Genomic DNA, 26,017 nt, shown 5'->3' with positions numbered 1-26,017 from the left:
GCCGGCCATGCCCCATTTCACGATCGAATATTCCGCCAATCTCGATGCCCTCGTCGATATGGGCAACGTCGTCGAACTGGTGCGCAAGGCCGCGGTCGAAACCGGCATCTTCCCGCTCGGCGGCATCCGCGTGCGTGCTGTCAAATGCGAACATTATGCGATCGCCGATGGCCAGAAAAACCTGGGCTTTCTCGACATGGTACTGCGGCTTGGCGAGGGGCGCGATCTCGCGACCCGCAAGAAGGCCGGCGAACACATCTTTAAGGCGCTGTCGGCCCATCTTGATCCAGTCTTTGCCAACAGCAAATTCGCGCTGTCGTTCGACATGCAGATCAACGACAAGGAAACCAGCTGGAAGCGCAACAACATCCACGAAGCCCTGAAAGTGGAGAAAGTCCATGGATAAGATCGCGCCGAAAGATGTGTTTCAGGCCAACCGCGACCGCGCAGCCCCGCTGCTCGCCAAATTGAAGGCCGAGGGCATCGGGCACATGATCGACGGCAAGATCGTGCCGTCGATCTCCGGCCAGACCTTTGAGACCAGATCGCCGGTCGATGGCGCGTTGCTGGCCTCCGTCGCCCGCGGCAATGCCGAAGACATCGACCGCGCCGCCACGGCGGCGGCGCTGGCCTTCAAGGCCTGGCGCGATATGCCGGCGACCATGCGCAAGAAATTGCTGCACCGGGTGGCCGACGCGATCGAGGACCGCGCCGACGATATCGCCGTGCTCGAATGCATCGATACCGGCCAGGCCCATCGCTTCATGGCCAAGGCCGCGGTCCGGGCGGCCGAAAATTTCCGCTTTTTCGCCGACAAGTGCGCCGAAGCGCGCGACGGCCTCAACACGCCGAGCGAAGAGCACTGGAATATCTCGACCCGGGTGCCGATCGGCCCGGTCGGCGTGATCACGCCGTGGAACACGCCGTTCATGCTGTCGACCTGGAAGATTGCGCCAGCGCTCGCGGCCGGCTGCACCGTCGTACACAAGCCGGCCGAATGGTCGCCGGTGACGGCCGACCTGCTGGCGAAACTGGTAAAGCAGGCCGGCGTGCCTGACGGCGTGCTCAATACGGTGCACGGCATCGGCGAGGAAGCCGGCAAGGCGCTGACCGAACATCCCGCGATCAAGGCGATCGGCTTCGTCGGCGAAAGTTCGACGGGATCGGCGATCATGGCGCAGGGCGCGCCGACGCTGAAGCGCGTGCATTTTGAACTCGGCGGCAAGAACCCGGTGATCGTGTTCGACGATGCCGATCTGGATCGCGCGCTCGATGCGGTCGTGTTCATGATTTACTCGCTCAATGGCGAGCGCTGCACCTCGTCGAGCCGGCTGCTGGTCCAGCAAGGCATCGCCGAAAAGTTCATCGAAAAACTCACCGCGCGGGTGAAGGCGCTCAAGGTGGGGCATCCGCTCGATCCCGTCACCGAGATCGGGCCGCTGATCCACGAGCGGCATCTGGCAAAGGTCTGCAGCTATTTCGACGTCGCGCGCAAGGACGGCGCCACCATTGCGGTCGGCGGCCAACCGCATGACGGTCCCGGCGGCGGACATTATGTGCAGCCGACACTGGTCACGTCAGCGCATTCGAAAATGCGGGTGGCGCAGGAGGAAGTGTTCGGGCCGTTCCTGACCGTGATCCCCTTCCGCGACGAGAACGACGCGATCGAGATCGCCAACGGCGTGCAATATGGCCTGACCGGCTACGTCTGGACCGGCGACATGGGCCGCGCGCTGCGCGTCGCGGATGCGCTGGAGGCCGGCATGATCTGGCTCAATTCCGAAAACGTCCGCCATCTGCCGACCCCGTTCGGCGGCATGAAATCATCCGGTATCGGCCGCGACGGCGGCGACTATTCGTTCGACTTCTACATGGAAACCAAACACGTCTCGCTCGCGCGCGGGACGCACAAGATTCAGAGACTGGGGATTTAACAACAGTCGTCATTCCGGGGCGGAGCGCAGCGACGAGCCCGGAATCAATAACCACGATCGTGCGTATGGATTCCAGGCCTGCGCCAAGGGGGCGCATCCCGGAATGACGAACTCAATAGGGAAACAGCATGCCCGTTCCAAAGCACATCTTCGATCCGCCATTCAACATCATCCGCTCCAGCCACGCCGTGCTCGACGTGACCGATCTCCGCGCCAGCCGCGCCTTCTATGAAAAAACCGTCGGCCTCCATGTCGAGGACTCTGACGACAAGGCGGTGTATCTGCGCGGCAGCGAGGAGCATCAGCATCACTCGCTCGTCTTGCGCAAAGCGCCGGTGGCGGCCTGCAATCGCCTGGGCTTCAAGGTCGGCAATGACGGCGATCTCGACAAGGCAGCCAGCTTCTTTTCCGAGAACGGCATCGCCTACGCCTTCACCGAGCAGCCGTTCCAGGGCCGCACGCTGCAATTCACCGATCCCTTCGGCTTCCAGATCGAGTTGTATGCATCGATGGACAAGCGCCCGCATCTGCTCAGGCGCTACGACCTCTACAAGGGCTGCCACCCGCAGCGGCTCGACCATTTCAACGTCTTCGCCGCCGAGGTTCAGAACACCGTCGACTTCTACGCGCGGCTGGGTTTTCGGCTGACCGAATATGGCGAGGAAGACGGGCCGAACGGGCGCATTGCGGCGGCCTGGATGCACCGCAAGGGCAATGTGCATGATTTCGCCATCACCAACGGCAAGGGCCCTCGCCTGCACCATTTTGCCTACTGGGTGCCGACGGCGATGAACATCCTGCATCTCTGCGACGTCATGGCCTCCAGCGGCTTCCTCAATAACATCGAGCGCGGGCCCGGCCGTCATGGCATCTCGAATGCATTCTTCCTGTATGTCAGGGATCCCGACGGTCACCGTCTCGAACTCTACACCAGCGATTATTTCACCGGCGATCATGACCATGAGCCGCTGCGCTGGTCGTTGAAGGACCCACGGCGGCAAACGCTGTGGGGGGCGCCGGCACCACGCTCCTGGTTCGAGCAGGGCTCGCCCTTCGCAGGCCAAAAGGTGCGCGAGCCGGCCTTTGTCGCCGACGTCACGATCGGGGACTAGGGTGCGTCGGGTCCGGTCACAACGAGGATATCATGAGCAAGCCGCTGACTATCGCCGTCGCATTGGGCTTGTCGCTGCTGTCGGCGGCCGCCATGGCCAGTGAACTGAAAATCATCGCCGGCGGCTCCATCACCAGCTTGCTGAATGCACTCGGCCCGCCCTTCGAGAAGGCCAGCGGGCACAAGCTTTCAATCCACTTCGACTCCACGCCCAACATCATCACCCGGATCAACTCGGGAACGCCGTTCGATCTTGTTGTGGTGCCGATCGATGTGTTCAAAAATGCTGAAGCGAAAACTCATTTCGCGGCCGGACCGACCATCGACATCGCACGCGTCGGTTACGGCGTCGCCGTCCGCGCCGGCGCACCAAAACCTGACGTCTCCACACCCGATGCGTTGAAAAAGACTCTGCTCAGCGCGTCATCGATCGCGTTCGTGCCGGCCAGCGCCGCCGGCGCGTACGTGACAAAAGTGTTCGAGCGCCTCGGCATCGGCGAGGAGATGAAAGCCAGGACCAGGGCGCAGGCCGGGCCGCCGCAAATCGCGCCGGCCATCGCCAAGGGCGAGGTCGAGCTTGGCGTGTTCCTCACCAATGTGTTGATCGCGCCCGGCGTCGAGCTCGCCGGCCCCTTCCCGGCCGAGCTGCAGCAGGAACTGGTGTTCACCGCCGCCATCGCTGCCGACAGCAAGGAAGCTGACGCGGCCAGGGCGCTGATCGACTACTTACGCACCCCCGCAACGGCGGCCGCGATCAAGGCCGCCGGAATGAATCCGGGTTGAACAGGAACTTTCATGACCGCACATCGTCTCGCAACCTACACCGTCGGCGGCGTCACCCGATATGGCGCGGTGACCGACAACGGCATCGTCGATCTGTCCGCGCGCTTCGGAAACGACTATCCGACGCTGCGCGAAGCCATCGCCGCCGGTGCGCTTTCGAAACTGGCCGAGGATGCCGCGCGGCATTCGCCGGACCATGCGCTCGATGCGATCATCTGGCAGCCGCCGATCCCCGCGCCGGAAAAGATCATTTGCATCGGCGTCAATTATCCCGACCGTAACGCCGAATATAAAGACGGCACGGACGCCCCGAAATATCCGAGCATGTTCCTGCGCACGCCGCGCTCCTTTGTCGGGCACGACACGCCGCTGGTCCGGCCGCGCGCGTCGCCGCAGCTCGATTACGAGGGCGAACTGGTGCTGGTCATAGGCAAGGCCGGCCGTCACATTCAGGAGAGCGCGGCACTGGATCACATCGCCGCGGTCACGCTGTGCAATGAAGGCACCATCCGCGACTGGGTGCGGCACGCGAAATTCAACGTCACGCAGGGCAAGAACTTTGATTCCACCGGCAGCCTCGGGCCGTGGCTGGTCCCCTACAGCAGCGAGTCGCAGATCGCCGATGTTCGCCTGACCACGCGCGTCAATGGCGAGACCCGGCAAGATGACCGCACCGGCCGGCTGATCTTCGGCTTCCGCTATCTCATCAACTACATCTCGACCTTCACGACGCTGGCGCCCGGCGACGTCATCGTCACGGGAACACCGACCGGCGCCGGCGCGCGGTTCGACCCGCCGCGCTACCTCAAGCCCGGCGACGTCGTCGAGGTCGAAGCCGAAGGCGTCGGCACCTTACGCAACGGCGTCGCCGACGAAGCCTGATAAAAATCTCTCGAACGAGTGGACAGTAACATGACTTCAACTTCCGGCGGCGAAGCGATCGTCAATGGCCTCGTCGCGCATGGCGTCGACACCGTGTTCGGCCTGCCCGGCGCGCAGATCTACGGCCTGTTCGACGCCTTCCATCAGGCGCAGCTGAAGGTGATCGGCGCGCGGCATGAGCAGGCCTGCGGCTACATGGCCTATGGCTATGCGCGATCGTCCGGCAAACCCGGCGTGTTCAGCGTGGTGCCCGGCCCCGGCGTGCTCAACGCCGGTGCGGCGCTGCTCACCGCATTCGGATCGAACGAGCCGGTGCTGTGCCTGACCGGCCAGGTGCCGACGCAATTTCTGGGCAAGGGCCGCGGCCATCTGCACGAGATGCCGGATCAGCTGGCGACGCTGCGCACTTTTGTGAAATGGGCCGACCGCATCGAATATCCGGATATCGCGCCCGCCATGGTCTCGCGCGCGTTCCAGGAGATGCTGTCGGGCCGACGCGGACCGGTGTCGCTGGAAATGCCCTGGGACGTGTTCACCCAGCGCGCGCAAGTCGGCCCCGCAAAAGTGTTCGATCCCTTGCCCGCCCCGCAGCCCGATCCGGACCGGATCAAGGCGGCTGCGGCGCTGATCAAGGGCAGCAAGACGCCGATGATCTTCGTCGGCAGCGGCGCCATCCACGCGCGTGAGGAAACTCTCGAACTGGCCGAGATGATCGACGCGCCGGTGGTCGCGTTCCGCAGCGGCCGCGGCATTGTCAGTAACGCCCATGAACTCGGGTTGACGATGGCAGCGGCCTACAAGCTCTGGCCAAAAACCGATCTCATGATCGGGATCGGCACCCGGCTGGAATTGCCGACAATGACGCGCTGGCCGTTCCGGCCCGAGGGGCTGAAATCCGTTCGCATCGATATCGATCCCGTAGAGATGCGGCGGTTCACGCCGGATACCGCCGTGATCGCGGATTCCAGGGCAGGCACCAGCGACCTGGTCGCCGCGGTGAAAAAGGCCGGCTACAGCAGGACCAACGGCCGGCGTGCGGCGATCCGTGAAGCCACAGCCGCGGCGCATCAGGAAATCCAGAAAGTCCAGCCGCAGATGGCTTACCTGAACATCCTGCGCGAGGTGCTGCCCGCGAACGCCATCGTCACCGACGAACTGTCGCAGGTAGGCTTCGCCTCCTGGTACGGTTTTCCGATCTACGAGCCGCGCACCTTCATCACCTCGGGCTATCAGGGCACGCTCGGCTCCGGCTTTCCCACGGCGCTCGGCGCCAAGGTCGCCAATCCGGACCGGCCGGTGGTCGCCATCACCGGCGACGGCGGCTTCATGTTCGGCGTGCAGGAACTCTCGACCGCCGCGCAGTTCAAGATCGCCGTGGTGACGCTGATCTTCAACAACAACGCCTACGGCAATGTGCGGCGCGATCAGCGCGAGCGCTTTGACGGCCGCGTGGTGGCGTCCGACCTCGTCAATCCGGATTTCGTCAAGCTTGCCGAATCCTTTGGCGTCGGCGCTGCCCGCGTCACCTCGCCGGATCATTTCCGCACCGCTTTGGAAAAAGCGCTGGCCGATGGCGGGCCTTACGTGATCTCGGTGGAGGTGCCGACCGATTCCGAAGTCAGCCCGTGGGCGTTCATTCACCCGGCGAAGCCGTAGCTGTCCTCATGGTGAGGAGGCGCTTCTTCAGAGCGTCTCGAACCATGAAGCCCGGGCCCCATCCTTCGAAACGCGGCCTGAAGGCCGCTCCTCAGGATGAGGAGAATTACACCCGGCGCATCAACATACTCCGCTGCGCCCGCGACGCGGCGGGCTCGCGGCCCCGCCAGCATAGACCAGACGAAACTCGAATGGGAAGACGACCTTCCTTCCCTCTCCCCTTGTGGAAGACGGTGGACGCGATGCGAAGCAGCGCGGACGAGTGAGGGTCTGTCTCCGCGAACACCGAATGCGCGGTGAGAGACCCCTCATCCGCTCCTCGCTTCGCGAGGATCACCTTCTCCCACAAGGGGAGAAGGAAAAAAGCGCGCACGTTAGCGCGCCTTGCGAAAGGTCAGATTGACGCGCTGGCGGCCCAGCACGGCGTGTTCGCCATCGGCCAGCGGCGCGACACCGTGGAAGAACAGGCGCGATGGCCCGCCCCATACCGCGATGTCGGCATGTTCCAGCCGAAACCGACGCGGCTTGTCGCTGCGTTTGATGCCGCCGAACAGGAAGATCGCGGGCAGGCCCAGCGACACCGAGACGATCGGCGCGCCGAAATCGTTCTCGTCCTTGTCCTGATGCAGGGACATCCGCGCGCCGGGCTCGTAGCGGTTGATCAGGCAGGCATCCGGCGTAAAGCCATCGAACCCCCCAGCGGCCGCCGCACGCAACGCCAGTTCGCGAAAGGCCGGCGGCATCGCCGGCCATGGTTTTCCGGAATCGGGATCGATACCGTCATATCGGTAGCCGCTGCGATCGGTGACCCAGCCGAAATTACCGCAATTCGTCATCGCCACCGACATCCGGTGGCCGCCGGGCGTGAACATATGCCGGAACGGCGCCTGGGCGACGATCTCGCGCAACGTCGAGAGCAGATTGGCTTCGATGGGCTTGGCGAAGCCGCGCAGCAGCACAGCGCCATCCGCCATCACTTCCCGCGACGGGCGCACATCGGGCACGGCTTCGAACAGGTCCGCAGTCAAAGTGGATCGCACTCACTTCGCATCATGAAAGATCACGCCGACGGTATGACGGTGGCCGGAGCGGATTTGGCTGACGCCATGGCGCAGATTAACCCGGTAGAAGCCGCGCGTCCCCTGCACCGGCCTGTGATGCACAGCAAAAGCCACCGCGTCGCCTTGCTTAAGCGGCACCACCTCGGGCCGCGACTGCATGCGCGGCCGTTGTTCCGTGAGCACGAATTCGCCGCCGGTGAAATCACGGCCCGGTTCCGACAACAGGATCGCGACCTGCAGCGGGAATACATGCTCGCCATAGAGATCCTGATGCAGGCAATTATAGTCCCCGGCGCCATATTGCAGCAGCAGCGGTGTTGGCCGGGTCTGTCCGGCGTCGTGGCAGCGCTTGAGGAATGCTTCGTACGTCGGGGGATAACGGATATCGATCCCCATGGTCTCGTTCCAGCGATTGGCGATGCCGGTGAGTTGCGTATACAGCGCCGGCCGCAGCTCCGCGATCAGGTCGGGCAGTGGATAGGCGAAGTATTTGTATTCGCCGCGGCCAAAGCCATGGCGGCCCATGACGATCCGGCTGCGGAAGTGTTTGTCATCGGGATACAGCGATGCGAGGGCGTCGCATTCCTCAGGCGAGAGCAACCCCTTGAGGACGGCGCAGCCTTGCGCGTCGAGATCGGCGGTCGCCTGCGCCCAATCGAGGGCCTCGACGCGGGCGGCGATGTCGGATGCCGGCGCAATCTGGTTTTTCATGTTCGCTTTCATGGGCGGCAGTTTCGCAAGCTTTTCTGCAGCAGGCCACCCGATTTCCGATCGTCAAAGTTGAAAGACTTCGCGAAATTCGCCGCAGCGCGCAACCCGCAGGATGGGCAGCGGGGCGTTGGCGAAGGTCCGCTTTGGTTCGCATAACCTGTAACTTTAGGTATACTCCGGTCAATTTAACAATCTTGGCCACGGAGCAGCCATGAGCATCGCACAAATTTTGAAAATTATCCGGGACCACACCGGGAGCCATGCAAGTGATACGGTAAAGATAACCCACCAGGAAGTCGTCGATATGCTCGCGGCGGCCGACGAGAACGGCTTCATCCCGATTAGAGCGCGTTCTCTGCTGTTGGAAGCATTGACCACCTTTGGAGGAAACGAAATTCATCCCGACATTTTTTCCAGCCCGGAAGATAAGGCTGCGATCGGTGCCGCCGCGATCAAGGGTATCGAGACCGCGGACAAGTTTGCGAAGTTGCCGCCGAAAAGCCAGCTCAAGTTCATCAAATCGACCCTCGCCTTGTTTGAAGGTGGCTCCGTGGGATTTAGCTCGTCGGTCCTGCGCGCGGTACCCGCGGATGTCCAGACGAAGATAGATGCTGTCCTGCGGTCCGTCGAACGACGTGCGGGTCAGTCTATTTCGGGTACCCCTCACACAACGGTCCGGGCCTTTGTGCGAAACGCACAACCATACGGATATGAAGGAACGGCATTTTGGGAATCGACAGTTGAAGCCGGGGGCACTTTTTTCGCTACCTTTTATTTGGGTCCATCCGGCGACTTACTCCAGGTTTCGACTGATGAGGAACCGCCAGACGACGGTTGAGGATGACGCAAATCGCGTTCTTCGTCGCGCATCGGCCGGCGCGATCTTCCCAGGCGAACATGGCTTCGGCTTTGGCACGCCTGCCCGCACGAGCCAATACGTCAAATCCGTTTCATCGTGCTGTCACCAACTACTCGAAGGTCGATCCTGCCGATCAATTCTGAACGGAGCACCTCGGCGGCGGTCATGGCGGCCATCGTCTGTCGCAAGGTACTGACGTTCGATCCGAGCGACACGGTTCCGCCCAGCACCACAGCAATCGATCCGATAGCGGTGACCTGATTGGATCCGACCAGGCCGAGCATCACAACGAGCAGCAATGTGACGCCGCCGGCGATGGCCGCCTTGGAAACCAGAATGATCTTCCGGCATCGCTCGGCGACGTCGGCAAGCTCCTCGATCCGCGCTTCGATCCGTGAAATCTCGTCGATCGGGCTGTCCTCGTCCGTCAGATTCAAGATCGATCTCCGCTGGGGTTACTGTCAAAAGCGGCGCACGGTCGCGGGCGGCCTTTTGAGCGCGTTTATCTTGGCATAAACGGCGCCCGGAAAGTGTTCAGTTTTTTGGCAATCAGACCGATTTTGACCCAAATTGGGCTATCCCCGCGATGTCCGGTTTACCTCCGTTAGCGATCGAAACTTCGGATCTCTCCGGAGGTCCGGTTGGTGCCATGAACGGACATTTCCGGGGAGCCGCAGCTGGCGGTTCGAACTGGATGACAGGCGGACCTCTCGGCGACCCTGCTTCCGCTACCGCGATTGAGTGGCGGGTCGCAGCTTCACGGTGTCCGTTGGTCGCGTTGAGCCAACTCGGCTGCATCGAGGGGCCAACAGACGTCCCAACGACCGTACGTGCCATCCACAAAAGAAAGTGATAGTCTCCGTAGTCACCAAGGTTCGCTTAGGCCGCACAAAGACAGTGGGGGCCGCCATGCAGCAGATTGCGGACTGGCTCAACACACTTGGCCTCGGGCAATACGCGCAGCGCTTTGCCGAGAACGACATTGATCCAAGCGTTCTGCGCGATCTGACCGACCATGACCTCGAAAAAATCGGTGTATCGCTCGGCCATCGCAGGAGAATATTGCGCGCGATTGCGGAATTTGATGAGGCCGGACCGAGACTCGCGCCTGCTCCTCGGACCGCGGCCGAGAGACGTCATCTCACGCTGATGTTCGCTGATCTTGTTGGTTCGACAGCGCTCTCGACAAGGCTCGACCCTGAGGACTTGCAGGAAATCATGGGCGCGTACCATCGCTGCTGCGCCGAGCAGATCGAGAAATTTGGCGGGTTCGTTGCCAGATACATGGGCGACGGCGTGCTCGCATATTTCGGCTATCCGCGGGCGGATGAGGACGATGCTGAGCGCGCGGTATGCGCCGGGCTGGCATTGGTCGCGGCCGTGGCAGGACTCGATGTCGGTCCGGGGGCAAAATTGCGAGTGCGAGTTGGCATTGCCACCGGGTTGGTGATCGTCGGCGATCTCATCGGGGATGGCGCGTCCCAGCAGCATGAGGTGGTCGGTGAGACCCCCAATCTGGCCTCGCGGCTTCAGGCCCTGGCCGAGCCGGACACGGTGGTCATCGACGGCAGCACCCGCCGCCTCGTCGCGGGACTCTTCGAGTATCTCGCTCTCGGGACCGTGTCCATCAGAGGCTTCAGCGACCCGGTGCCGGTCTGGCGAGTCATGGGCGCAAGCGCGGTCGATAGCCGCTTCGAGGCCTTGCGCGTAGCCAGAACGCCACTGCTTGGCCGCGATGAAGAGATCGAGCTGCTGATGTGCCGCTGGCAGCAGATAAAACGCGGCGATGGCTCGGTCGTGCTGATATCGGGTGAGCCCGGCATCGGCAAATCGCGCCTCGCCGAGACCGCGGTGGAGCGGCTGAGCGATGATCCACACATCCGCTTGCGCCGTTTCTGCTCGCCGCACCATCAGGACAGCGCGCTTTTCCCGACCATCTCACAGCTCGAGCGGGCAGCGGGATTCCGGCGTGACGATACGGACCAGCAGCGGTTGGACAAGCTCGAAGCGTTGCTCGCGGAGGCAAACGTTGACCTCAGCGAGGCCGTCCCTCTGATCGCGGACCTGCTGTCCGTGCCGATCGGCAATCGCTATCCACCGCTCAGCCTCACACCACAGAAGCGCAAGGAGAATACGCTTCGGGCCCTCCTGGCCCAGCTCGAGGGACTGGCGGCGCGTCGGCCCGTGCTGATGATGTTCGAGGATGTGCACTGGATCGACCCCACCTCGCTCGACCTGTTGGACCTCATCGTCGACCGGGTGGCCACCCTCCCGGCCTTGTTGGTCATCACCTTCCGGCCAGAGTTCGCGCCGGCCTGGATCGGGCGCTCGCACGTGACACAGATCAGCCTCGGTCGTCTGCCGCGTCGACAGCGCGCCGAGATGGTCATGCGGGTGACCGGCGGCAAAGCGTTGCCCCAGGAGATCGCCGAACATATCATCGATCGGACCGATGGCGTACCGCTGTTCATCGAGGAATTGACCAAGGCGGTGATCGAGAGCGGCATGCTGACCGACGCGGGCGACCGCTTTGATGCGAGAGGGCCCGTGCTTCAGGTTGCCATCCCTACCTCGCTCCAGGCCTCGCTCCTGGCACGGCTCGATCGCCTGGCACCCGTGCGCGAGATGGCGCAGATCGGTGCGGCCCTCGGACGGTCGTTCTCGCATGAGCTGATCAGCGCCGTCGCGGCTGTGCCGCAGCACCAGGTGGACGGGGCCTTGGCGCAGCTCGTAGGCGCCGAATTGGTCTTCCAGCGGGGCACCCCACCCGATGCAGAGTACACTTTCAAGCACGCGCTGGTGCAGGACGCAGTCTATAGCACCCTGTTGCGCGGTCGACGCCAGCAGATCCATGCCCGCGTTGCGACGACGCTGGAAAGCCAGTTCCCTGAAATCGTGGCCGCTCAGCCGCAACTCATGGCCCACCATTGTGCCGAGGCCGGTTTCAACGAGAAGGCGGTCGGCTACCGGCTCAAGGCCGGCCAGCAGGCGGTCGCGCGGTCGGCGATGACAGAAGCGGTGGCACAGTTGCAGAAGGGCCTGGAATTGCTGGCGAACATGCCCGAGGAGTCCCGGCCCGTGCAGCACGAACTCGACCTGCAAATTGCCCTCGGGCGGGCGCTGATGGCAGCTCGAGGGTATTCGGCGCCGGTGGTGGGCGATACGCTTGTCAGGGCGCGAGCACTTGCTGAGCGGTTCGATCGGCCGGATCGTCTCGTTCCGCTGCTCTATTCCCAATGGGGTTTCCATATGGTTCGGTCCGAGCACGAACTGGCGGTGTCCCTTGCCGAGCAGATGGAGAAATTTGGCGAGACTAGAAAAGATCAGGTCGCTCTGCTGCTGGGTCACTATATCCACGGCGCCAGTTGCTACTTTCGCGGGGAGTTTGTGACAGCGCGCGCCCTTCTCGAGCTGTGTGATGGCCTGAAAGATCCGGCCGCTCGCGCGATTTGCGCCGCCATAGCGGTGGCCGATCCGTACGCCGCGAGCCTGGGTCACCTGGCGTTGACATTGGCGCTTCTGGGCCACATCGATCAGGGACGCGCGCGCGTGGACGAGGCGTTGTCGGAAGCCCGCGGGCTCGACCATCCGTTTACGGTGGCCTTTGTGTTGAGCAAGGTATGTGCGGTGGAGGCGGCCGCCGGCTTGCCGCAGGACGCACGGCGGCACGCGGAAGAGCTGGTCGCTCTCTCGAACGAGCACGGTTTTCCACTCTGGTTGGGCCTCGGACTTCTCCAGCATGGTCGCTCATTGACAGCACTTGGACAGGCGCAGGATGGCCTCGCGATGCTCGCGAAGGGGCTCTCGGTGCTTCGTGGTGCCGGAGCCGTCGTGCACACGCCGCGCGCGCTCTGCTTTCTCGCCGAGGCTCACGCCAAGGTCGGGCATCTGCAGGAGGGACAGAATTGCCTCGTCGAGGCTGCGCAGCTCATCGAGACGACCCACGAGCGGTCCGGTGAGGTCGAGCTGCATCGACTTCGAGGCGATATGATGAATGCGCGAGGCGACCAAGCCGCTGCCGAGCAGAGTTATCATCGAGCGCTCGCTGTGGCGGAGCGCCAGAGCGCGAAGACATTTGGGCTGCGCGCTACGACCAGCCTCGCCCGCCTGTGGCGCGATCAAGGCAAGTGCACGGAAGCTCGTGACCTCCTCGCGCTGGGGTATGGCTCGTTCACCGAAGGCTTCGACACGCCGGTCCTGCGGGACGCCAGGGCGCTGCTCGAAGAGCTGACCTGATGCAGTTCACCTCTTGCGTGGCGGGATAGCTGCACTCCAGGGCTTTACGCACTTTGGTCGATGATCTCATCAAGTGTCATTTGCAGCTCGTCGCCGCCCGCGCAGAGTGTGAGGATGGAATGCGACATATCACATACACCGTGCAGGACACGCTGCACGCGTGGAACACGGCTCTTCAGCTGACTGACAGGAAATGATGCCCTGCGCGGGAGGGCACAGCCGGTCGCGCTGTGCCCTCCCAGCGAAGTGCGTCTATCATTCGCGTCGTTGTTGCCATGCCTGCAACATGCCCGCTATCCGGCCCATTCCAGTTCGCAGGGCGCAATAGCGTCAGCGTATGGCTCCGAAAGGCAAGTGAATCGGCGGAATACGCTGACGCTATTCCGCCCTAAGAGCTACGAGCTCTGCCACATCCGGTTTACCCCAAACAAGGGACATTATCAGACCGGTCGGGCTGGTCCGTTTGGTGCCAGAACCGGAAGTACGATCATTGTAGCCAAGGTGCGAACGCGTCCTCAAAATGGTCCCAGGTGAATGCCGCACGACCATCAGCCGGTTTGTCTTGAAGAAGTTTTCCGCAACCATGCAGCGCGTTGCACGAATGCGGCAAGACATAACAGTGGTCCGACGACTGAAAGAGCGGCAAAAGGCAAGTATCCTACCAAATACTTGAAACTGCCAAATTGCGGGTATCCCAAAAAATCCGTCGCAAAAGCATAGGCTATGTAATTGAGCCCGACCGCGCGTAAGAACCACCAGCCCTTTGACCCCAGCGCTTTTTGCAGACGAGGGATCGAGAACAACGCAAGAAGGTAGGTCCACAGGGCGGCGACTCCAAAAAAGAGAAATACCCCGCGAGCTGGCGCGTGGCCAATGTAAGTGAGCCACGCGACAAGCCCGAGGTGCACTAGGTGCGCTGAAGCAAAGGCGAGGCCAAACTCACGCCCGCGCCGTTTAAGGGGCTCGAAAGCTGGTCCGAATAAAGTCGTCATCGCTCCGGCGGCATAAGCCAGCCAAAACAACAGGAACGAGAACCGCGCGGTTACCTTTAGTGCCAAGATGGTGCCGTGCTCTCCCGGTCCCAGTGTTGCAAGCGCCAGAGCCGCCAGACCGAGCGCCGCGCAGAAGGCCGAGCCCATCCACGCAGCGGCAACAGGTAAGGCAAAGCCAATGAGGTTCAGAGAGTGTCTCTCCTGCTGACCCATCGCTCTTACTGCCGATCCGTCGGAGCTTGGTCATTTAATGATGCCACATCCGGCTCCCTGCTGGAAACGGAAATGCAAACATCGCACGCGGATGGGACGGCCATTTAATTGTTCTGCGCCCGACGGCTAATGTCCGAAGTGGGTCAAAAGCGTCGTTTTGATCGAGCACCGGCGACTTTCGGTCTACCCCGGTGAACGGACATTTTCAGGACAGGCGGGCATAATCAAAGGTGCCATGAAGAGACATGAGCGGACCAACGCTCCATCACCCTGTCCGTGCCACGATACGGCGGCCATATCGTATGATCGTCCTCCAGCGATGCGAAACGCCCGCTGTCTGCGACGTTCCGACAAGTTTTTCTACGCTGTCCCTTAAAGCGAGTTGAGGCCTGGGATCGGCATACCCATCGTTTGCGGTTGGGGACATGAGGGGTTTCGCAAGCTCAACCCATGCTGCCTGCTAACCCAGCATCGGCAGCGTGATCACGTCATAGCCATGGCGGATGGTCCGCTTCAGCACGGGATCCTCCAGTTCGAACTCGAACCGGCTCGCGGGGCGGATGCCGCCCTTGGCGGCAAAGGTGCCGCCGAACATCGCGCAGCCGTCGGGCAATCCTTTGCCGCCGAAGCCGCCTGCGATCAGGTCTTTTACGGGAAGCATGCCGTCGAGCGTCCCTTCCTGGTACAGCACCTTTGCGCTGTCGATGAAGGCATAGGAGCGCAGGATCATCTGGTCCCAGTGGCCGATCACGTCCTCCAGTTCCCACAGTTCGGAGGCGATCGGCTTGTCGCACATCTGTTTTGACACCGTGACGCTATAGGCCTCGACCTTGCGGTCGGTGTGGTCGGAGCCGCAGCCGACAAAGATGCGGCCCTGCCAGCCGATGAGCACGAACTCGACCTCGCCGCTGGAGTTCTCGCCGCAGACCTCGATCGCGTCGGCCATGGTCAGCCGCCGCGCCGAGACGCGATAATAGATCGGTGTCGAAGCCGGCCGCGCGATGCCGATCGCTTCCAGCTCGGCAATGTGCTTGTCGCGCGCCACCGGATCGCGCCCGGTCCAGCCGGCGATCACGGCGCGATCGATCGGCAGCGTGAGGTAGGTGGCCGCGCCGTTGTCGTCGACGGTAAAAGTAAGATCAAACACGGATGAGATCCTCCATTCCGGCCGCGAGTTCGAAGATACGGCGGTCCGATCCGCCCGACGATGCAAGCATCAGGCCGACCGGCACCTCGCCTTCGCGATGCGCCGGCAGCGAGATCGCGCAGCCATCGAGCATGTTGATCAACGTGCAATTGCGCAGCGCGCGCGAATTTTCTGCAGCAAACGCCTTGTCGTCGGCGAGATCGGCGATTTTTGGCGGCGTGTTGGCCGTGGTCGGCAACACCAGCGCGTCATAGGGCGCGATGCGCGCTTCGGTCCGCGCGATGAAGGATTTTCGCGCGTTGATGAGATCGATATAGTCGGCCGCGCTGATGCCTTCGCCGCGCAGGATGCGCACGTAAACGCGGGGATCGTAGAAATCGCCCTTGCTCACGATCAGATAGCGATGCCAGGCAAAGCTTTCCGCGGCAGCAAAACCGCCCTTGGAATTCATCACGCCGACGTCGAGGAATTCCGGCACCTCGATCCGCTCGATCAGCGCTCCCTGACGCGACAGCGTCTCCAGCGCGCGCTCAAAAGTCTTCGCCACCGCTTCGTCGAGATCGTCGAGCGCAACCGTGGTTGGTACCGCCAGCCGCATGCCCTTGACGGGATGCGGCTGCAAGGGCTGCTCGGGCTCGTCGGCGAGCACGGCATCCAGCACCGCACAGCATCCGACCGTCCGCGCCAGCGGCCCAAAACTGTCGAGCGAGAACGACAACGGTACGCCGCCGTCGAGCGGTATGCGGCGCTGCGTCGGCTTGAAGCCGACGATGCCGTTGAAGGCCGCCGGAATCCGGCACGAGCCGCCGGTATCGGTGCCGAGCCCGCCATGCGCCATACCATCGGCGATCGAGACCGCCGCGCCCGACGATGAGCCGCCCGGCACATGGCCGACGCTGCGGTTCCAAACACTTCTCGGCGTGCCGTAATGCGGATTGATGCCGATGCCGGAATAGGCGAACTCGGTCATGTTGGTGCGGCCGATCACGATGAAACCGGCACGGCGCAGCCGCGCCACGACCGGCGCATCGGCGTCTGCCGGACAACAATCCTCCTCCAGCGCACGGGAACCGGCGCGGGTCACCTGCCCCTTGATGTCGAACAGGTCCTTGATCGAGACCGGAATGCCGGCATAGGGCGACGGCGCCGCCTGCGCCTTGCGCAGCCGGTCCATCGCGTCCGCCGCCTCGAGCGCAGCGTCCTTGTCGACATGGATGAACGCACGCGCGCCTTCGCCTTTGGGATCGGCGATTTTGGCGAGACATTCCTCAACCAGCTTGCGGGCGGAGGTCGCCCCGCTGTCGAGGTCGGTGGCGAGGGAGGCAAGTGTCGGATGGTTCGGCATGGTGTTCTCTTCGCTTCTTTGAGCGCTACTTGTCGTCCGAACCGGGCTCAATGTCGAGATCAAGCAGCGCCGAACTCAGCGATTTGCCGTGGGCGTCGAGCGCCAGCGAACGCGTCACGCCGCCGCCGAGCGCGCTGGCCATCACGAAATTCAGCGCGGACAGATTGGGCAGTTCATAGCGAACCACCTCGCCTTCGACCACGCCGGTAAAATGCGCCTTCACCCGCGCGCTGGTGACCTGCGCCAGCAGCAGCGGATAGTGCCTCGCGTCATAGGCGATCACGGAGATATTGGAAGTGTTGCCCTTGTCGCCGGTGCGGGAATGGGCGATCTCGCGCAGCTTCATCTCACGCTCCCACGAAGCGGACTTGCGGCTTCGCCACCTCGCGCGGCAGCAGCACCGATGCCACCGCGACCACATCGCGCGCCGACTTCCATGCGCCGCCGCCGGCGGCCGGGCCATTGGTGTAGAGCGTCTCGACCTCGTTGCCGATCCTGACGGCCTCGCGGAGGTTTTCGGTGCGCCCGGTGACGCGAACGCGAACCTCATAGGGTTCATTGGCGTGCGCGGAGATTTCTGCACCGTGTAGCGCGTCGACGCCCACCAGTTCAAACCGCAATTCGCTGGACGCGACGCCGATCAGCTTCAGCCGTTCGCGGACGATCTCCAGTGCCAGCCGCCCGCGCGCGAGCGCGCCGGGGCCGGCGTAGGAAATCTGGCCCTCGCCGATATAGCTGTCGACATAGCCGACCGAGACCTTCAGTGTATCGGTGCGCTTCGTTCCACGACCGCCGCTGACGCGGACGCGATCCGGGCCGATCTCCTCGACCCTCACATGCGAAAAATCCGCGACCACGTCGGGCTGGACGTATTTGGCGGGATCATGCACCTCGTAAAGCAACTGCTCCTTGCAGGTTTGCGCCGTCACCGCGCCTCCCGAACCCTTGACCTTGGTGATGACAAGCGAGCCATCCTCGCCGACTTCACCGATGGGAAAGCCGAGCCGCGCCAGATCGGGCACATCCTTGTAGCCGGGATCGGCGAAATAGCCGCCGGTGATTTGGCCCGCGCATTCCAGCAAATGCCCGGCGACGGTGCCCTGCCCCAACAGATTCCAGTCGTCCATCGCCCAGCCGAAGGCGTCAATCATCGGCGCCAGAAACAGCGCCGGATCGGACGCGCGCCCGGTGATGACGATATCGGCGCCGGCGCTCAACGCTTCCGCCATCGGCGCGGCACCGAGATAGGCATTAGCCGACAAGAGGCGGTTGCCGAGCTGTTTGATCGTGCTCTCAAATTCCATGATCGGCAAATCGCCGTCCTTGCAGGCCTCGAGCACATCGTCGCCGACGATGGCCGCGATCTTCAGCGACGAAAGCCCTAGCGATCTGGCGATCTCCGCGGTCTTTTTCGCCGCGGCCTCCGGATTGGCCGCGCCCATATTGGTGACAATCTTGATACCCTTGGCGGCGCAAACCGCCAGCACCGCGCGCATCCGTTCTTCCAGCAGCGGGTCATAGCCGCCTTCCGGATTTTTCATCCGCGCCTGTTGCGCCAGCGCGACGGTGCGCTCGCCGAGACACTCGAATACGAGGTACTGGATGTCGCCATTTTCGGCGAGTTCGACCGCGGGCTCGATGCGATCGCCCGAATAGCCCGCCCCTGAGCCGATCCGGATCGTTCGCATCATTTCAATCCGAAATAGGCGCGCCGCAGCGCTTCATTGTCGGTCATTTCCGCAACCGTCCCGGAAAACTTGATACGGCCACCTTCGAGCACGAACACGCGGGTGGCGACTTCGAGAAATCCGATATTCTGTTCGGCGATCAGAAGTGCCAGCCCGCGCCCACGCAGTTCGCTGAGGATACGAATGACTTCCTTGACGAAAAGGGGTGACAGTCCGGCCGACGGCTCGTCCATCACCAAAAGCTTCGGCTCGGCGGCAAGCGCCTTGGCAATCCCGAGCATCTTGCGCTGGCCGCCGGAAAGACTGGATGCGGCGGCACGCCGCTTGTCGCGGAGCACGGGAAAAAGACCATAGAGTTCCTCGACGCGCGCACCGGGATCGGCATGGCCGAGCGCCTGCGCGCCGACGCGGATGTTTTCCTCGATCGACAGATCGGGGAACACCGCAAGCTCGGACATGTAGGTCATGCCGCGCTTCATGCGATCGCTGGAGCGCGTCCGCGTCACATCCTCGCCGCCGAGCTTGATGCTGCCGTGCCGCGCCTCGATCAATCCAACCAGCGATTTGAGGAAGGTGGTCTTGCCCGCCCCGTTGGCGCCGAGCAGCAGCACGGTTTCGCCGGCGCGGACGTCGAGATCGACGCCCCACAGCACCTGCATGGTGCCGTAGCCCGCATCGACGCCGGACGCTTCCAGAAGTGAAATCGTCTCAGGCGGCATGCTCGCCTCCCAGGAATACTTCGATCACCTGCGGCACCTTGACGGCAACCGCGAGCGTGCCTTCGAAAATCTCCTTGCCCGCATTGAGGACGATGACGCGATCGGTGATGTGTTCGATAAATCCCATCAGATGCTCGACCACGATGATCGCCATGCCCGTGCTGGCCAGTGCCTTGATCTTTTCGGCAATCCAGTCGAGTTCCGCCGGATTGAGGCCGGCAGCAAGCTCATCGAGCAGCAAAAGCCGCGGACCGGTGGCCAGCGCCCGGACCAGGTCCAGCATCTTCTGCTGCGCGCTGTTGAGGTCGGCGGCAGGACGGTCGGCGACTTCAGTCAACCGGTACTCTTCCAGTAGCGCCGCCATCGCCGGCGGCGCCACCCCGGCACGGCCATAGGCGAGTGCGACCTCGATATTCTGGCGCACCGTCAGCGACAGAAACGGTTTCGGAATCTGGAAGGTGCGGTTGATGCCACGATGAACCAGTTTGTGGGATGCAACGCCACCGATCGAATGACCATCGAGCGCCACCTCGCCTCCGTCAGGCGCATAGAGACCAGAAATCACGTTGATCGCCGTGGTCTTGCCCGAGCCGTTCGGCCCGACCAACCCCAGGATCTCGCCAGACGTGACGTGGAAGCTCAGCCCGTCGAGCGCGTGAAAGCCGCCGAAGCGTTTGACGAGCGTGGTTACCTCGAGGATCGGCGCGTTGTCAGGGGACATGCCATCCCCTCCGCGTCGCCAGCGAAACCAGGCCGGCCGGCAAAAACAACACCAGCCCCATGATCAACAGCCCATAGATTAGCTGGAAATATTGCGGCGTGGTGAAGCCGATCAGATTGTAGACGCCATAGAGAATGATGACGCCGACGATCGGCCCGGTGATCGTGGCGACGCCGCCGAACAGCGCGAACACGATCGCAAAGATGCTGAAATCGCCGCTGAAGACATTGTCGGGATAGAACACCGACACATACCAGGCATAGACGCCGCCGGCGAGACCCGCGACTAGCGCCGAAGCCAGCCACGCGATCACGCGCATGTTGACGACGCTGACGCCTGCCATCGACGCGCTGACGGCATCTTCACGCACCGCCTGCAACGCCAGACCGAAGCTCGAGTTCTTCAGGTACACGACCGCAGCAAGCGTCAGCGTCAACACGACAAGTGCGGCGGTGTAAGCGTCATCGGGATTGAATGTGCCCGTCAGCGAAACACCGTACGGCCCGCGTGTGATATTTTCGAGCGCCGGATTGGCAACGAAGTGAAGCACGGCCAGCGACGCGGCCAGATTGGCGATCGCAAAATACGCGCCCGAAAGCCGCAACAGCGGCGTCAGCAACAGTCCCAGCGCGACGCCGACCAGCCCCCCGACCAGCACCGCGATCACGGCCGGCGATTGATAGTGCATCACCATGATCGCAAAACCGTAAGCGCCGGCGCCGAAGAATCCGACATAGCCGAACGGCAGATAGCCGGTGAAGCCGTAGATGATGTTCACGCCCTGCGCCAAGGTCAGGAAAATGACGAAGTTGAACAGCAGCAGATGGTTTTGATAGACACCGGGAAGCACCGCAAACACAGCGATCAGCGGCACGACAATGAACAGCAGATGTCTGAGGATGCTAGGCAACGCGCACCCGCCTTCCGAGCAGACCGCTCGGACGCAACAGCAGGATGAAAATCAGCAGCACATAGGGCAGAAGATCCGCCCAGGAACTGAGATAGGTCTGCACCAGCATGTAGCAGACACCATAGACGACGCCGCCAAGCGCGGTGCCCAGCGGGTTGCCGAGTGATCCCAGCACCACGATCGCGAATGAAGTGACGGTAGCATCCGCGCCGAAAGCCGGCGTCACCGAACCAAACATGAAAGGCGCGAACACGCCCGCCAGCGAGGCGAGCCCGAGGCCAATGCCGAAGGCCGCCGCCGAAACACGGTCAACGTCGATGCCGGTGGCCAGCGCTTCATCGCGACGCGACATCACCGCGCGGGTCAGCGTGCCTAGGCGTGTCCGGTACAAATAGACATAAACCAGCGCGATCGCGATCAGGCTGGTCACTGCCGCGATCACCCAGGGCGCCGGAAATCCCTGGCCAAAAATCTGGATCGGGCCGGAACCATCCGGTTTGCCGCCGAACAGCTTGACCTTGATGGTCTGAAATACCGTGCCGAGCAAACGGCTCTGGATCGAGCGCTCGCTGGTGCCGAAGAAGATCGTCGTGACGGCCTCGATCACCTGCGACAGCCCGAAGAACAGGATAATCGACAGCATTTCGGGATTGACCGATCCCTGCAGCCGCGGCACCAGCACCCAATAGAGCAGCAGGCCGACGAGCAGGAAGATCACAAACGCCAGCGGCACCGCAAACAGCGGATCGATGCCGGCCAGCGTCACGACGCCGAACGCGACGAACGCGCCGAGCATCAGGAAGTCGCCATGCGCAAGATTGACGATGCGCATGACGCCGAACACCAGATTGAGGCCGATGCCGACCAGGCTGAAATACAGCCCGAACAGAACGCCGGCGACGAGCGCATAGACCAGCATCAGCGCGTCGCTCCGGTCGTCCGGTTCGGGATTGCAATCCGCGTCATGGACGCGGATAGACCGGCTTGCCGGTGGCGGTTTCGTGCGGATAGATCGAGATGAACTTGATGTGTTCGTGCTCGTTCAACTCGAGCTGGCCGAGCGGCGTCAGTTCGCCGATCTGGCCGCCCATTTCATCCAGTGCGAAGGTGCCGTCCAGCGTCTTGAGATTGCCCGACAGGCTGAACACCGCACGCCGCAGTTCAAGTTGATCGAGGCTGCTCGCAACCGACAGCGTCTTCTCGATCACGAGACCCGTGGTGTATCCGGCAACCGCATTAAAACCGAACTCGATCTTGCCGTCAGGATATTTCTTGTCCCACGCGGCCCGGTAATCCTTCATGCTCATCCCGAACTCGACGGGGTATTCGAGTTCTGAAGGCGGCACGTAGGTAAAGACGTGCTCAAGGCCCTTCTCGCCAACGTTCTTCTCCAGAAGCTCGGTCTCAAGACCGGCATAGATGCAGAACAGCATCTTGAACTTGACACCGACATCCTGAACATTGCGCAGGAACGCGATATCGTTCGGCGCGTAACCGAAGTGAATCACCGCGTCCGGATTGGTGTTGTTGATATTGTTGATGATCACGGTGTAGTTCGTGGTTTCCGTCGGGATGCCCTGATCGTAGACGATCTCGATCGGCGCGCCGGAGTCCTTGACGAATTTGCGGAATGCGTTGGCCTGCGTGCCGGTGAATTCGTTGGTGGAATAGAGGATCGCGACCTTCTTGATGCCGAGGCCCGGGCCGTCATGCGAAACGAAGTCCGCCACCGGCTTTGGCCATACGGTCGAAACCGGATCGGCCATCAGCGCGATGTAGGGATTGTCCTTGGAAAAAAAACTGGCGCCGGTGCCGGTCTGGTCGAACAGGAACATCTTGCGGTCGCGCGCGATCGCCACCGCCGGCGCCGTCAGCACCGAACCAGAATCCGCGACCAGAAGGTCCACCTTGTCCTGCGTGATGAGCTGATTATAGAGCGTGGAAGCAGTCGCGGTATTGCTCTGGTCGTCATAGGCGACGAGCTTGATCGGGATTTTCTTGTCGAAGGCCTTCACATAGGTGCCGCCGTCGGCATTCTTCTGATCGACCCAGAGCTTGAGAGCGCTGAAAACCGGCATCGAGATCGACGCATAGCGCCCCGACGAGGCATAGAGCGTGCCGATCTTGATCTCGGCCGGCGCATCAGCGGCAAAGGCTTGTGCGCCAAATGCCAATCCTGCGGCCAGCACTGTGCCCGTCAACTTGAACATGGAATCCTCCGGATTTTCTTCGATCTGGCCGCCCTTCTACCGCGCCGGCTTGGAGAGATACAAGCATTCCCGCTTCATCCCCTATGCGCCTACCGGGACGCGGCATGCGGGAGTATGCGCTGGACCGTTGACGCCGAGCCGTCCAATGTCGCATCAAGATTGGAACAAACGGGCCAAACGGGCCGATCCAGGGAGGAATTGCCGACATGGCGGAGCCAGCGCGCGCTAAACCAAAGCCGACACCGGAAACCCAGCATTTCTGGGACGGCACGCAGGCCGGTGAGTTGCGCCTGCAGCGCTGCGACGCCTGCGCCAATGTGTATTTCCCGCCCCGCCCGTTCTGCCCGTCCTGCGCCTCGCGCAAGGTCAGCGTGTTCAAGGCCAGCGGCAAGGGCACACTTTACAGCTACGTCATCAACCACCGGCCCGCCGCGCCCGGCTTCACGCCGCCTTACGCGATCGCGATCGTCGAACTCGACGAAGGTCCGCGCATGATGAGCAACATCATCGATTGTCCGCAGACGCCGGAGGCACTCGAGCTCGACATGAAGCTTGAAGTCGCGTTCGAAAAACTCGACGACAAGATCACCCTTCCCCTGTTCCGTCCGGCGAAGGGCTAAGCACCATGCGCAGAAACCAGGTCGCCGTCGTCGGCGCTGCCGAAACCACCGAGCTCGGCGTCATCCCGAACATGTCGCAGATCCAGTTGCACGCCGATGCGGCGCTCAACGCCATCGCCGATGCCGGACTGAAATTGTCCGACATCGACGGCATCGCCACCGCGGTGGAAACCCCGCAGCAGATCGCGCATTACCTCGGCATCACGCCGACCTGGGTAGACGGCACCTCGGTCGGCGGCTGCTCGTTCATGCTGCATGTCCGGCACGCTGCGGCGGCGATCGAGGCCGGTATGTGCAAGACCGTGCTGATCACGCATGCCGAAAGCGGCAAGTCGATGATCGGCAAGCAGCCGCGCTCGACGCCTGCGGACAGCCTCAACGGCCAGTTCGAACAGCCGTTCGGCGTCTACGGCCCGCCCAGCATGTTCCCGATTCCGGTGCTGCGCTACATGAAGACCCACGGCATCACCCACGAGCAGATCGCCTCGGTCGCGGTGGTGCAGCGCGAATGGGCCGCGAAGAATCCGCGCGCCACCATGAAGGACCCGATCACGGTTGCGGACGTCCTGAACTCGCGGATGATCGCCTACCCGTTCCGCATCCTGCAATGCTGCCTCGTCACCGACGGCGGCGGCGCGCTAATCCTGACTTCGGCCGATCGCGCCAAGGACTTTCCGCGGAAGCCGGTCTACATATCAGGCACCGGCGAGAGCGTGGAAACGCCGATGGTCAGCCAGATGAAGACGTTTGACAGTTCACGCGCCTTCAGGACCGCGGGCCCCCTCGCCTTCAAGGAAGCGGGCATTGCTCACAAGGACGTCGATCACCTCATGATCTACGACGCCTTTGCGCATCTGCCGCTGTATGGCCTCGGCGATCTCGGCTTCATGCCGCATGAAGAGACCGGAAAATTCATCGCCGACGGCAACACCCGCCCCGGCGGCAAATTGCCGCTCAACACCAATGGCGGCGGCCTGAGCTACATGCATTCGGGCATGTACGGCATGTACGCGCTGCAGGAAAGCGTGCGGCAAATGCGCGGCATCGCGCCGGCGCAGGTGCAGGGCGCCAAGATATCGGTCTGCCACGGCGTCGGCGGCATGTTCGCCGCGTCAGGCACGATCATTTTTACGAACGAGAAGTAATCACCTTCGTCATTCCGGGATGGTGCGTAGCACCAAACCCGGAATCTCGAGATTCCGGGTTCGTGCTTCGCACGCCCCGGAATGACGAAAACAGCGGGAGAACCATCAATGGCCAAATCACTGCAGGACAAAGTCATCATCGTCACCGGCGCCGGCCGCGGTATCGGCAAGGAAATCGCGCTGCTCTGCGCGGCCGAAGGCGCCAAGGTCGTGGTCAACGATCCCGGCGTCGCCGCCGACGGCTCGGGAACCAGCGCAGCACCGGCCGAAGAAGTGGTCGAGGAAATCAAGAAGCGCGGCGGCACGGCGATCGCGAATTTCGAGACAGTCGCGGAAGCGATTCCGGCCAGCAAGATCGTCAAGATGGCGACCGATCATTTCGGCAAGCTCGATGGCGTCGTCAACAATGCCGGCATTTTGCGCGACATGATCTTCCATCGCATGAGCGTGGAAGCCTTCGAATCCGTCATTAAGGTGCATTTGATGGGCTCATTCTATGTCGCGCATGCCGCGGCACGGCTGTTCCGTGAGCAGGAAAGCGGCTCGTTCGTGCACTTCACCTCGACCTCGGGCCTCGTCGGCAATTTCGGCCAGGCCAATTATGCCGCCGCCAAACTCGGCATCGTCGGCCTGTCGAAATCGATCGCGCTCGACATGAACCGCTTCAACGTGCGCTCGAACTGCGTTTCGCCGTTCGCCTGGAGCCGACTGATCGGAACCATCCCGACCGAGACCGAGGAAGAGAAGGCGCGCGTCGCAAAAATCCAGCAGATGGGACCGGAGAAGATCGCGCCGGTCTGCGCCTACCTGCTCAGCGACGCCGCCAAGGACGTCACCGGACAGATCTTCGCCGTGCGCATGAACGAGATCTTCCTGATGGGCCAGTCGCGCCCGCTGCGCTCGGTGCATCGGGGCGAAGGCTGGACACCGCAAACCGTCGCCGAACATGCGATGCCCGCGCTGAAGTCGTCGTTCTACAAGCTCGACCGCTCGGCGGACATCTTTAACTGGGACGCGATTTAGCCGTCATTCCGGGGCGACGCGAAGCGGAGAGCTATGATGTGCAATTGCACA

At 62.5% G+C, this 26,017-nt stretch carries 24 protein-coding genes; 11 read left to right on the top strand and 13 right to left on the bottom strand.

Going from position 1 to position 26,017, the window contains the following annotated elements:
* Positions 1 to 7: 7 nt before the first annotated feature.
* The 6 genes from NL528_RS16360 (at position 8) to NL528_RS16335 (ending at position 6,366) form a co-directional block, all read left to right on the top strand.
* Positions 8 to 406, top strand: a complete 399-nt coding sequence (locus tag NL528_RS16360) for a 5-carboxymethyl-2-hydroxymuconate Delta-isomerase (protein ID WP_309183708.1) — start codon at positions 8 to 10, stop codon at positions 404 to 406.
* Positions 399 to 1,934, top strand: coding sequence for a 5-carboxymethyl-2-hydroxymuconate semialdehyde dehydrogenase (hpaE, locus tag NL528_RS16355; protein WP_309183707.1), 1,536 nt, complete (start codon positions 399 to 401; stop codon positions 1,932 to 1,934). The genes NL528_RS16360 and hpaE overlap by 8 nt, the downstream gene beginning before the upstream one ends.
* Before the next feature lie 128 nt (positions 1,935 to 2,062).
* A complete protein-coding gene (hpaD, locus tag NL528_RS16350; protein WP_309183706.1) occupies positions 2,063 to 3,046 on the top strand; it encodes a 3,4-dihydroxyphenylacetate 2,3-dioxygenase in 984 nt (327 codons plus the stop codon).
* A gap of 32 nt (positions 3,047 to 3,078) precedes the next feature.
* Positions 3,079 to 3,828, top strand: coding sequence for a substrate-binding domain-containing protein (locus NL528_RS16345; protein ID WP_309183704.1), 750 nt, complete (start codon positions 3,079 to 3,081; stop codon positions 3,826 to 3,828).
* Positions 3,829 to 3,840: 12 nt separating this feature from the next.
* Positions 3,841 to 4,710: a fumarylacetoacetate hydrolase family protein gene (locus tag NL528_RS16340; RefSeq protein WP_309183703.1), complete on the top strand. Its 870-nt coding sequence runs from the start codon at positions 3,841 to 3,843 to the stop codon at positions 4,708 to 4,710.
* 30 nt (positions 4,711 to 4,740) lie between these two features.
* The gene (locus NL528_RS16335) at positions 4,741 to 6,366 is read left to right on the top strand and encodes a thiamine pyrophosphate-dependent enzyme (RefSeq protein WP_309183702.1); all 1,626 of its coding nucleotides are present in this window, start codon (positions 4,741 to 4,743) and stop codon (positions 6,364 to 6,366) included.
* A 374-nt stretch (positions 6,367 to 6,740) separates the two neighbouring features.
* On the opposite strand, the gene alkB is transcribed toward NL528_RS16335, so the two are convergent.
* Together alkB and NL528_RS16325 are read right to left on the bottom strand one after the other, a co-directional pair.
* Positions 6,741 to 7,394 (bottom strand): DNA oxidative demethylase AlkB, encoded by a 654-nt coding sequence (gene alkB / locus NL528_RS16330; protein WP_309184924.1) that lies wholly within the window; start codon positions 7,392 to 7,394, stop codon positions 6,741 to 6,743.
* Positions 7,395 to 7,406: 12 nt separating this feature from the next.
* Entirely contained in the window at positions 7,407 to 8,138 is a 732-nt protein-coding gene (locus tag NL528_RS16325; RefSeq protein WP_309183700.1) for a 2OG-Fe(II) oxygenase, read from the bottom strand.
* 211 nt (positions 8,139 to 8,349) lie between these two features.
* On the opposite strand from NL528_RS16325, the gene NL528_RS16320 reads away from it, so the two are divergent.
* Positions 8,350 to 8,976 (top strand): hypothetical protein, encoded by a 627-nt coding sequence (locus tag NL528_RS16320; protein ID WP_309183699.1) that lies wholly within the window; start codon positions 8,350 to 8,352, stop codon positions 8,974 to 8,976.
* A 101-nt stretch (positions 8,977 to 9,077) separates the two neighbouring features.
* Here NL528_RS16320 and NL528_RS16315 read toward each other — a convergent pair whose 3' ends face one another.
* The gene (locus NL528_RS16315; protein WP_309184923.1) at positions 9,078 to 9,428 is read right to left on the bottom strand and encodes a hypothetical protein; all 351 of its coding nucleotides are present in this window, start codon (positions 9,426 to 9,428) and stop codon (positions 9,078 to 9,080) included.
* A gap of 478 nt (positions 9,429 to 9,906) precedes the next feature.
* Between NL528_RS16315 and NL528_RS16310 the strand changes: the two genes are divergently transcribed.
* Entirely contained in the window at positions 9,907 to 13,233 is a 3,327-nt protein-coding gene (locus tag NL528_RS16310; protein ID WP_309183698.1) for an AAA family ATPase, read from the top strand.
* 548 nt (positions 13,234 to 13,781) lie between these two features.
* On the opposite strand, the gene NL528_RS16305 is transcribed toward NL528_RS16310, so the two are convergent.
* The 10 genes from NL528_RS16305 to NL528_RS16260 form a co-directional block, all read right to left on the bottom strand.
* Positions 13,782 to 14,438 carry a hypothetical protein gene (locus NL528_RS16305; RefSeq protein ID WP_309183697.1) on the bottom strand — a complete coding sequence of 219 codons (657 nt, stop codon included), beginning with the start codon at positions 14,436 to 14,438 and terminating at the stop codon, positions 13,782 to 13,784.
* 460 nt (positions 14,439 to 14,898) lie between these two features.
* On the bottom strand, positions 14,899 to 15,585 hold the full coding sequence (locus NL528_RS16300) for a DUF2848 domain-containing protein (RefSeq protein ID WP_309183696.1): 687 nt from the start codon (positions 15,583 to 15,585) through the stop codon (positions 14,899 to 14,901).
* A complete protein-coding gene (locus NL528_RS16295) occupies positions 15,578 to 16,930 on the bottom strand; it encodes an amidase (protein WP_309183695.1) in 1,353 nt (450 codons plus the stop codon). Before NL528_RS16295 ends, NL528_RS16300 begins: the two co-directional genes overlap by 8 nt.
* Before the next feature lie 25 nt (positions 16,931 to 16,955).
* Positions 16,956 to 17,276, bottom strand: a complete 321-nt coding sequence (locus NL528_RS16290; protein ID WP_309183694.1) for a hypothetical protein — start codon at positions 17,274 to 17,276, stop codon at positions 16,956 to 16,958.
* Between the two features lies 1 nt (position 17,277).
* Positions 17,278 to 18,618, bottom strand: a complete 1,341-nt coding sequence (locus tag NL528_RS16285) for an acyclic terpene utilization AtuA family protein (protein WP_309183693.1) — start codon at positions 18,616 to 18,618, stop codon at positions 17,278 to 17,280.
* Entirely contained in the window at positions 18,618 to 19,337 is a 720-nt protein-coding gene (locus NL528_RS16280; protein ID WP_309183692.1) for an ABC transporter ATP-binding protein, read from the bottom strand. The genes NL528_RS16285 and NL528_RS16280 overlap by 1 nt, the downstream gene beginning before the upstream one ends.
* The gene (locus tag NL528_RS16275) at positions 19,327 to 20,058 is read right to left on the bottom strand and encodes an ABC transporter ATP-binding protein (RefSeq protein WP_309183691.1); all 732 of its coding nucleotides are present in this window, start codon (positions 20,056 to 20,058) and stop codon (positions 19,327 to 19,329) included. The genes NL528_RS16280 and NL528_RS16275 overlap by 11 nt, the downstream gene beginning before the upstream one ends.
* The gene (locus NL528_RS16270) at positions 20,048 to 20,968 is read right to left on the bottom strand and encodes a branched-chain amino acid ABC transporter permease (RefSeq protein WP_309183688.1); all 921 of its coding nucleotides are present in this window, start codon (positions 20,966 to 20,968) and stop codon (positions 20,048 to 20,050) included. Before NL528_RS16270 ends, NL528_RS16275 begins: the two co-directional genes overlap by 11 nt.
* A complete protein-coding gene (locus NL528_RS16265; RefSeq protein ID WP_309183687.1) occupies positions 20,961 to 21,887 on the bottom strand; it encodes a branched-chain amino acid ABC transporter permease in 927 nt (308 codons plus the stop codon). Before NL528_RS16265 ends, NL528_RS16270 begins: the two co-directional genes overlap by 8 nt.
* A 43-nt stretch (positions 21,888 to 21,930) precedes the next feature.
* The gene (locus tag NL528_RS16260; RefSeq protein ID WP_309183686.1) at positions 21,931 to 23,178 is read right to left on the bottom strand and encodes an ABC transporter substrate-binding protein; all 1,248 of its coding nucleotides are present in this window, start codon (positions 23,176 to 23,178) and stop codon (positions 21,931 to 21,933) included.
* 206 nt (positions 23,179 to 23,384) lie between these two features.
* Here NL528_RS16260 and NL528_RS16255 point away from each other — a divergent pair, with 206 nt between their 5' ends.
* From NL528_RS16255 to NL528_RS16245, 3 genes are all read left to right on the top strand, one after another.
* Complete coding sequence (locus NL528_RS16255; RefSeq protein WP_309183685.1) at positions 23,385 to 23,798, top strand: Zn-ribbon domain-containing OB-fold protein; 414 nt, start codon at positions 23,385 to 23,387, stop codon at positions 23,796 to 23,798.
* A 5-nt stretch (positions 23,799 to 23,803) separates the two neighbouring features.
* Positions 23,804 to 24,943, top strand: a complete 1,140-nt coding sequence (locus NL528_RS16250) for a thiolase (RefSeq protein ID WP_309183684.1) — start codon at positions 23,804 to 23,806, stop codon at positions 24,941 to 24,943.
* Positions 24,944 to 25,051: 108 nt separating this feature from the next.
* A complete protein-coding gene (locus NL528_RS16245; RefSeq protein WP_074280730.1) occupies positions 25,052 to 25,966 on the top strand; it encodes an SDR family oxidoreductase in 915 nt (304 codons plus the stop codon).
* The last annotated feature ends 51 nt before the right edge of the window (positions 25,967 to 26,017 follow it).

The organism is Bradyrhizobium sp. Ash2021 (assembly GCF_031202265.1).
Taxonomy (GTDB): Bacteria; Pseudomonadota; Alphaproteobacteria; order Rhizobiales; family Xanthobacteraceae; genus Bradyrhizobium.
Note: the sequence above shows the minus strand (reverse complement) of the source record. Positions and strands in the feature narration are given on the sequence as shown.

Bases quoted from the DNA above. Each gene is read 5' to 3' on its own strand.
- NL528_RS16360 (WP_309183708.1), top strand. From the start codon at position 8: ATGCCCCATTTCACGATCGAATATTCCGCCAATCTCGATGCCCTCGTC.
- hpaE (WP_309183707.1), top strand. From the start codon at position 399: ATGGATAAGATCGCGCCGAAAGATGTGTTTCAGGCCAACCGCGACCGC.
- hpaD (WP_309183706.1), top strand. From the start codon at position 2,063: ATGCCCGTTCCAAAGCACATCTTCGATCCGCCATTCAACATCATCCGC.
- NL528_RS16345 (WP_309183704.1), top strand. From the start codon at position 3,079: ATGAGCAAGCCGCTGACTATCGCCGTCGCATTGGGCTTGTCGCTGCTG.
- NL528_RS16340 (WP_309183703.1), top strand. From the start codon at position 3,841: ATGACCGCACATCGTCTCGCAACCTACACCGTCGGCGGCGTCACCCGA.
- NL528_RS16335 (WP_309183702.1), top strand. From the start codon at position 4,741: ATGACTTCAACTTCCGGCGGCGAAGCGATCGTCAATGGCCTCGTCGCG.
- NL528_RS16325 (WP_309183700.1), bottom strand. From the start codon at position 8,138: ATGAAAAACCAGATTGCGCCGGCATCCGACATCGCCGCCCGCGTCGAG.
- NL528_RS16320 (WP_309183699.1), top strand. From the start codon at position 8,350: ATGAGCATCGCACAAATTTTGAAAATTATCCGGGACCACACCGGGAGC.
- NL528_RS16310 (WP_309183698.1), top strand. From the start codon at position 9,907: ATGCAGCAGATTGCGGACTGGCTCAACACACTTGGCCTCGGGCAATAC.
- NL528_RS16305 (WP_309183697.1), bottom strand. From the start codon at position 14,438: ATGGGTCAGCAGGAGAGACACTCTCTGAACCTCATTGGCTTTGCCTTA.
- NL528_RS16295 (WP_309183695.1), bottom strand. From the start codon at position 16,930: ATGCCGAACCATCCGACACTTGCCTCCCTCGCCACCGACCTCGACAGC.
- NL528_RS16290 (WP_309183694.1), bottom strand. From the start codon at position 17,276: ATGAAGCTGCGCGAGATCGCCCATTCCCGCACCGGCGACAAGGGCAAC.
- NL528_RS16285 (WP_309183693.1), bottom strand. From the start codon at position 18,618: ATGCGAACGATCCGGATCGGCTCAGGGGCGGGCTATTCGGGCGATCGC.
- NL528_RS16280 (WP_309183692.1), bottom strand. From the start codon at position 19,337: ATGCCGCCTGAGACGATTTCACTTCTGGAAGCGTCCGGCGTCGATGCG.
- NL528_RS16275 (WP_309183691.1), bottom strand. From the start codon at position 20,058: ATGTCCCCTGACAACGCGCCGATCCTCGAGGTAACCACGCTCGTCAAA.
- NL528_RS16265 (WP_309183687.1), bottom strand. From the start codon at position 21,887: ATGCTGGTCTATGCGCTCGTCGCCGGCGTTCTGTTCGGGCTGTATTTC.
- NL528_RS16260 (WP_309183686.1), bottom strand. From the start codon at position 23,178: ATGTTCAAGTTGACGGGCACAGTGCTGGCCGCAGGATTGGCATTTGGC.
- NL528_RS16255 (WP_309183685.1), top strand. From the start codon at position 23,385: ATGGCGGAGCCAGCGCGCGCTAAACCAAAGCCGACACCGGAAACCCAG.
- NL528_RS16250 (WP_309183684.1), top strand. From the start codon at position 23,804: ATGCGCAGAAACCAGGTCGCCGTCGTCGGCGCTGCCGAAACCACCGAG.
- NL528_RS16245 (WP_074280730.1), top strand. From the start codon at position 25,052: ATGGCCAAATCACTGCAGGACAAAGTCATCATCGTCACCGGCGCCGGC.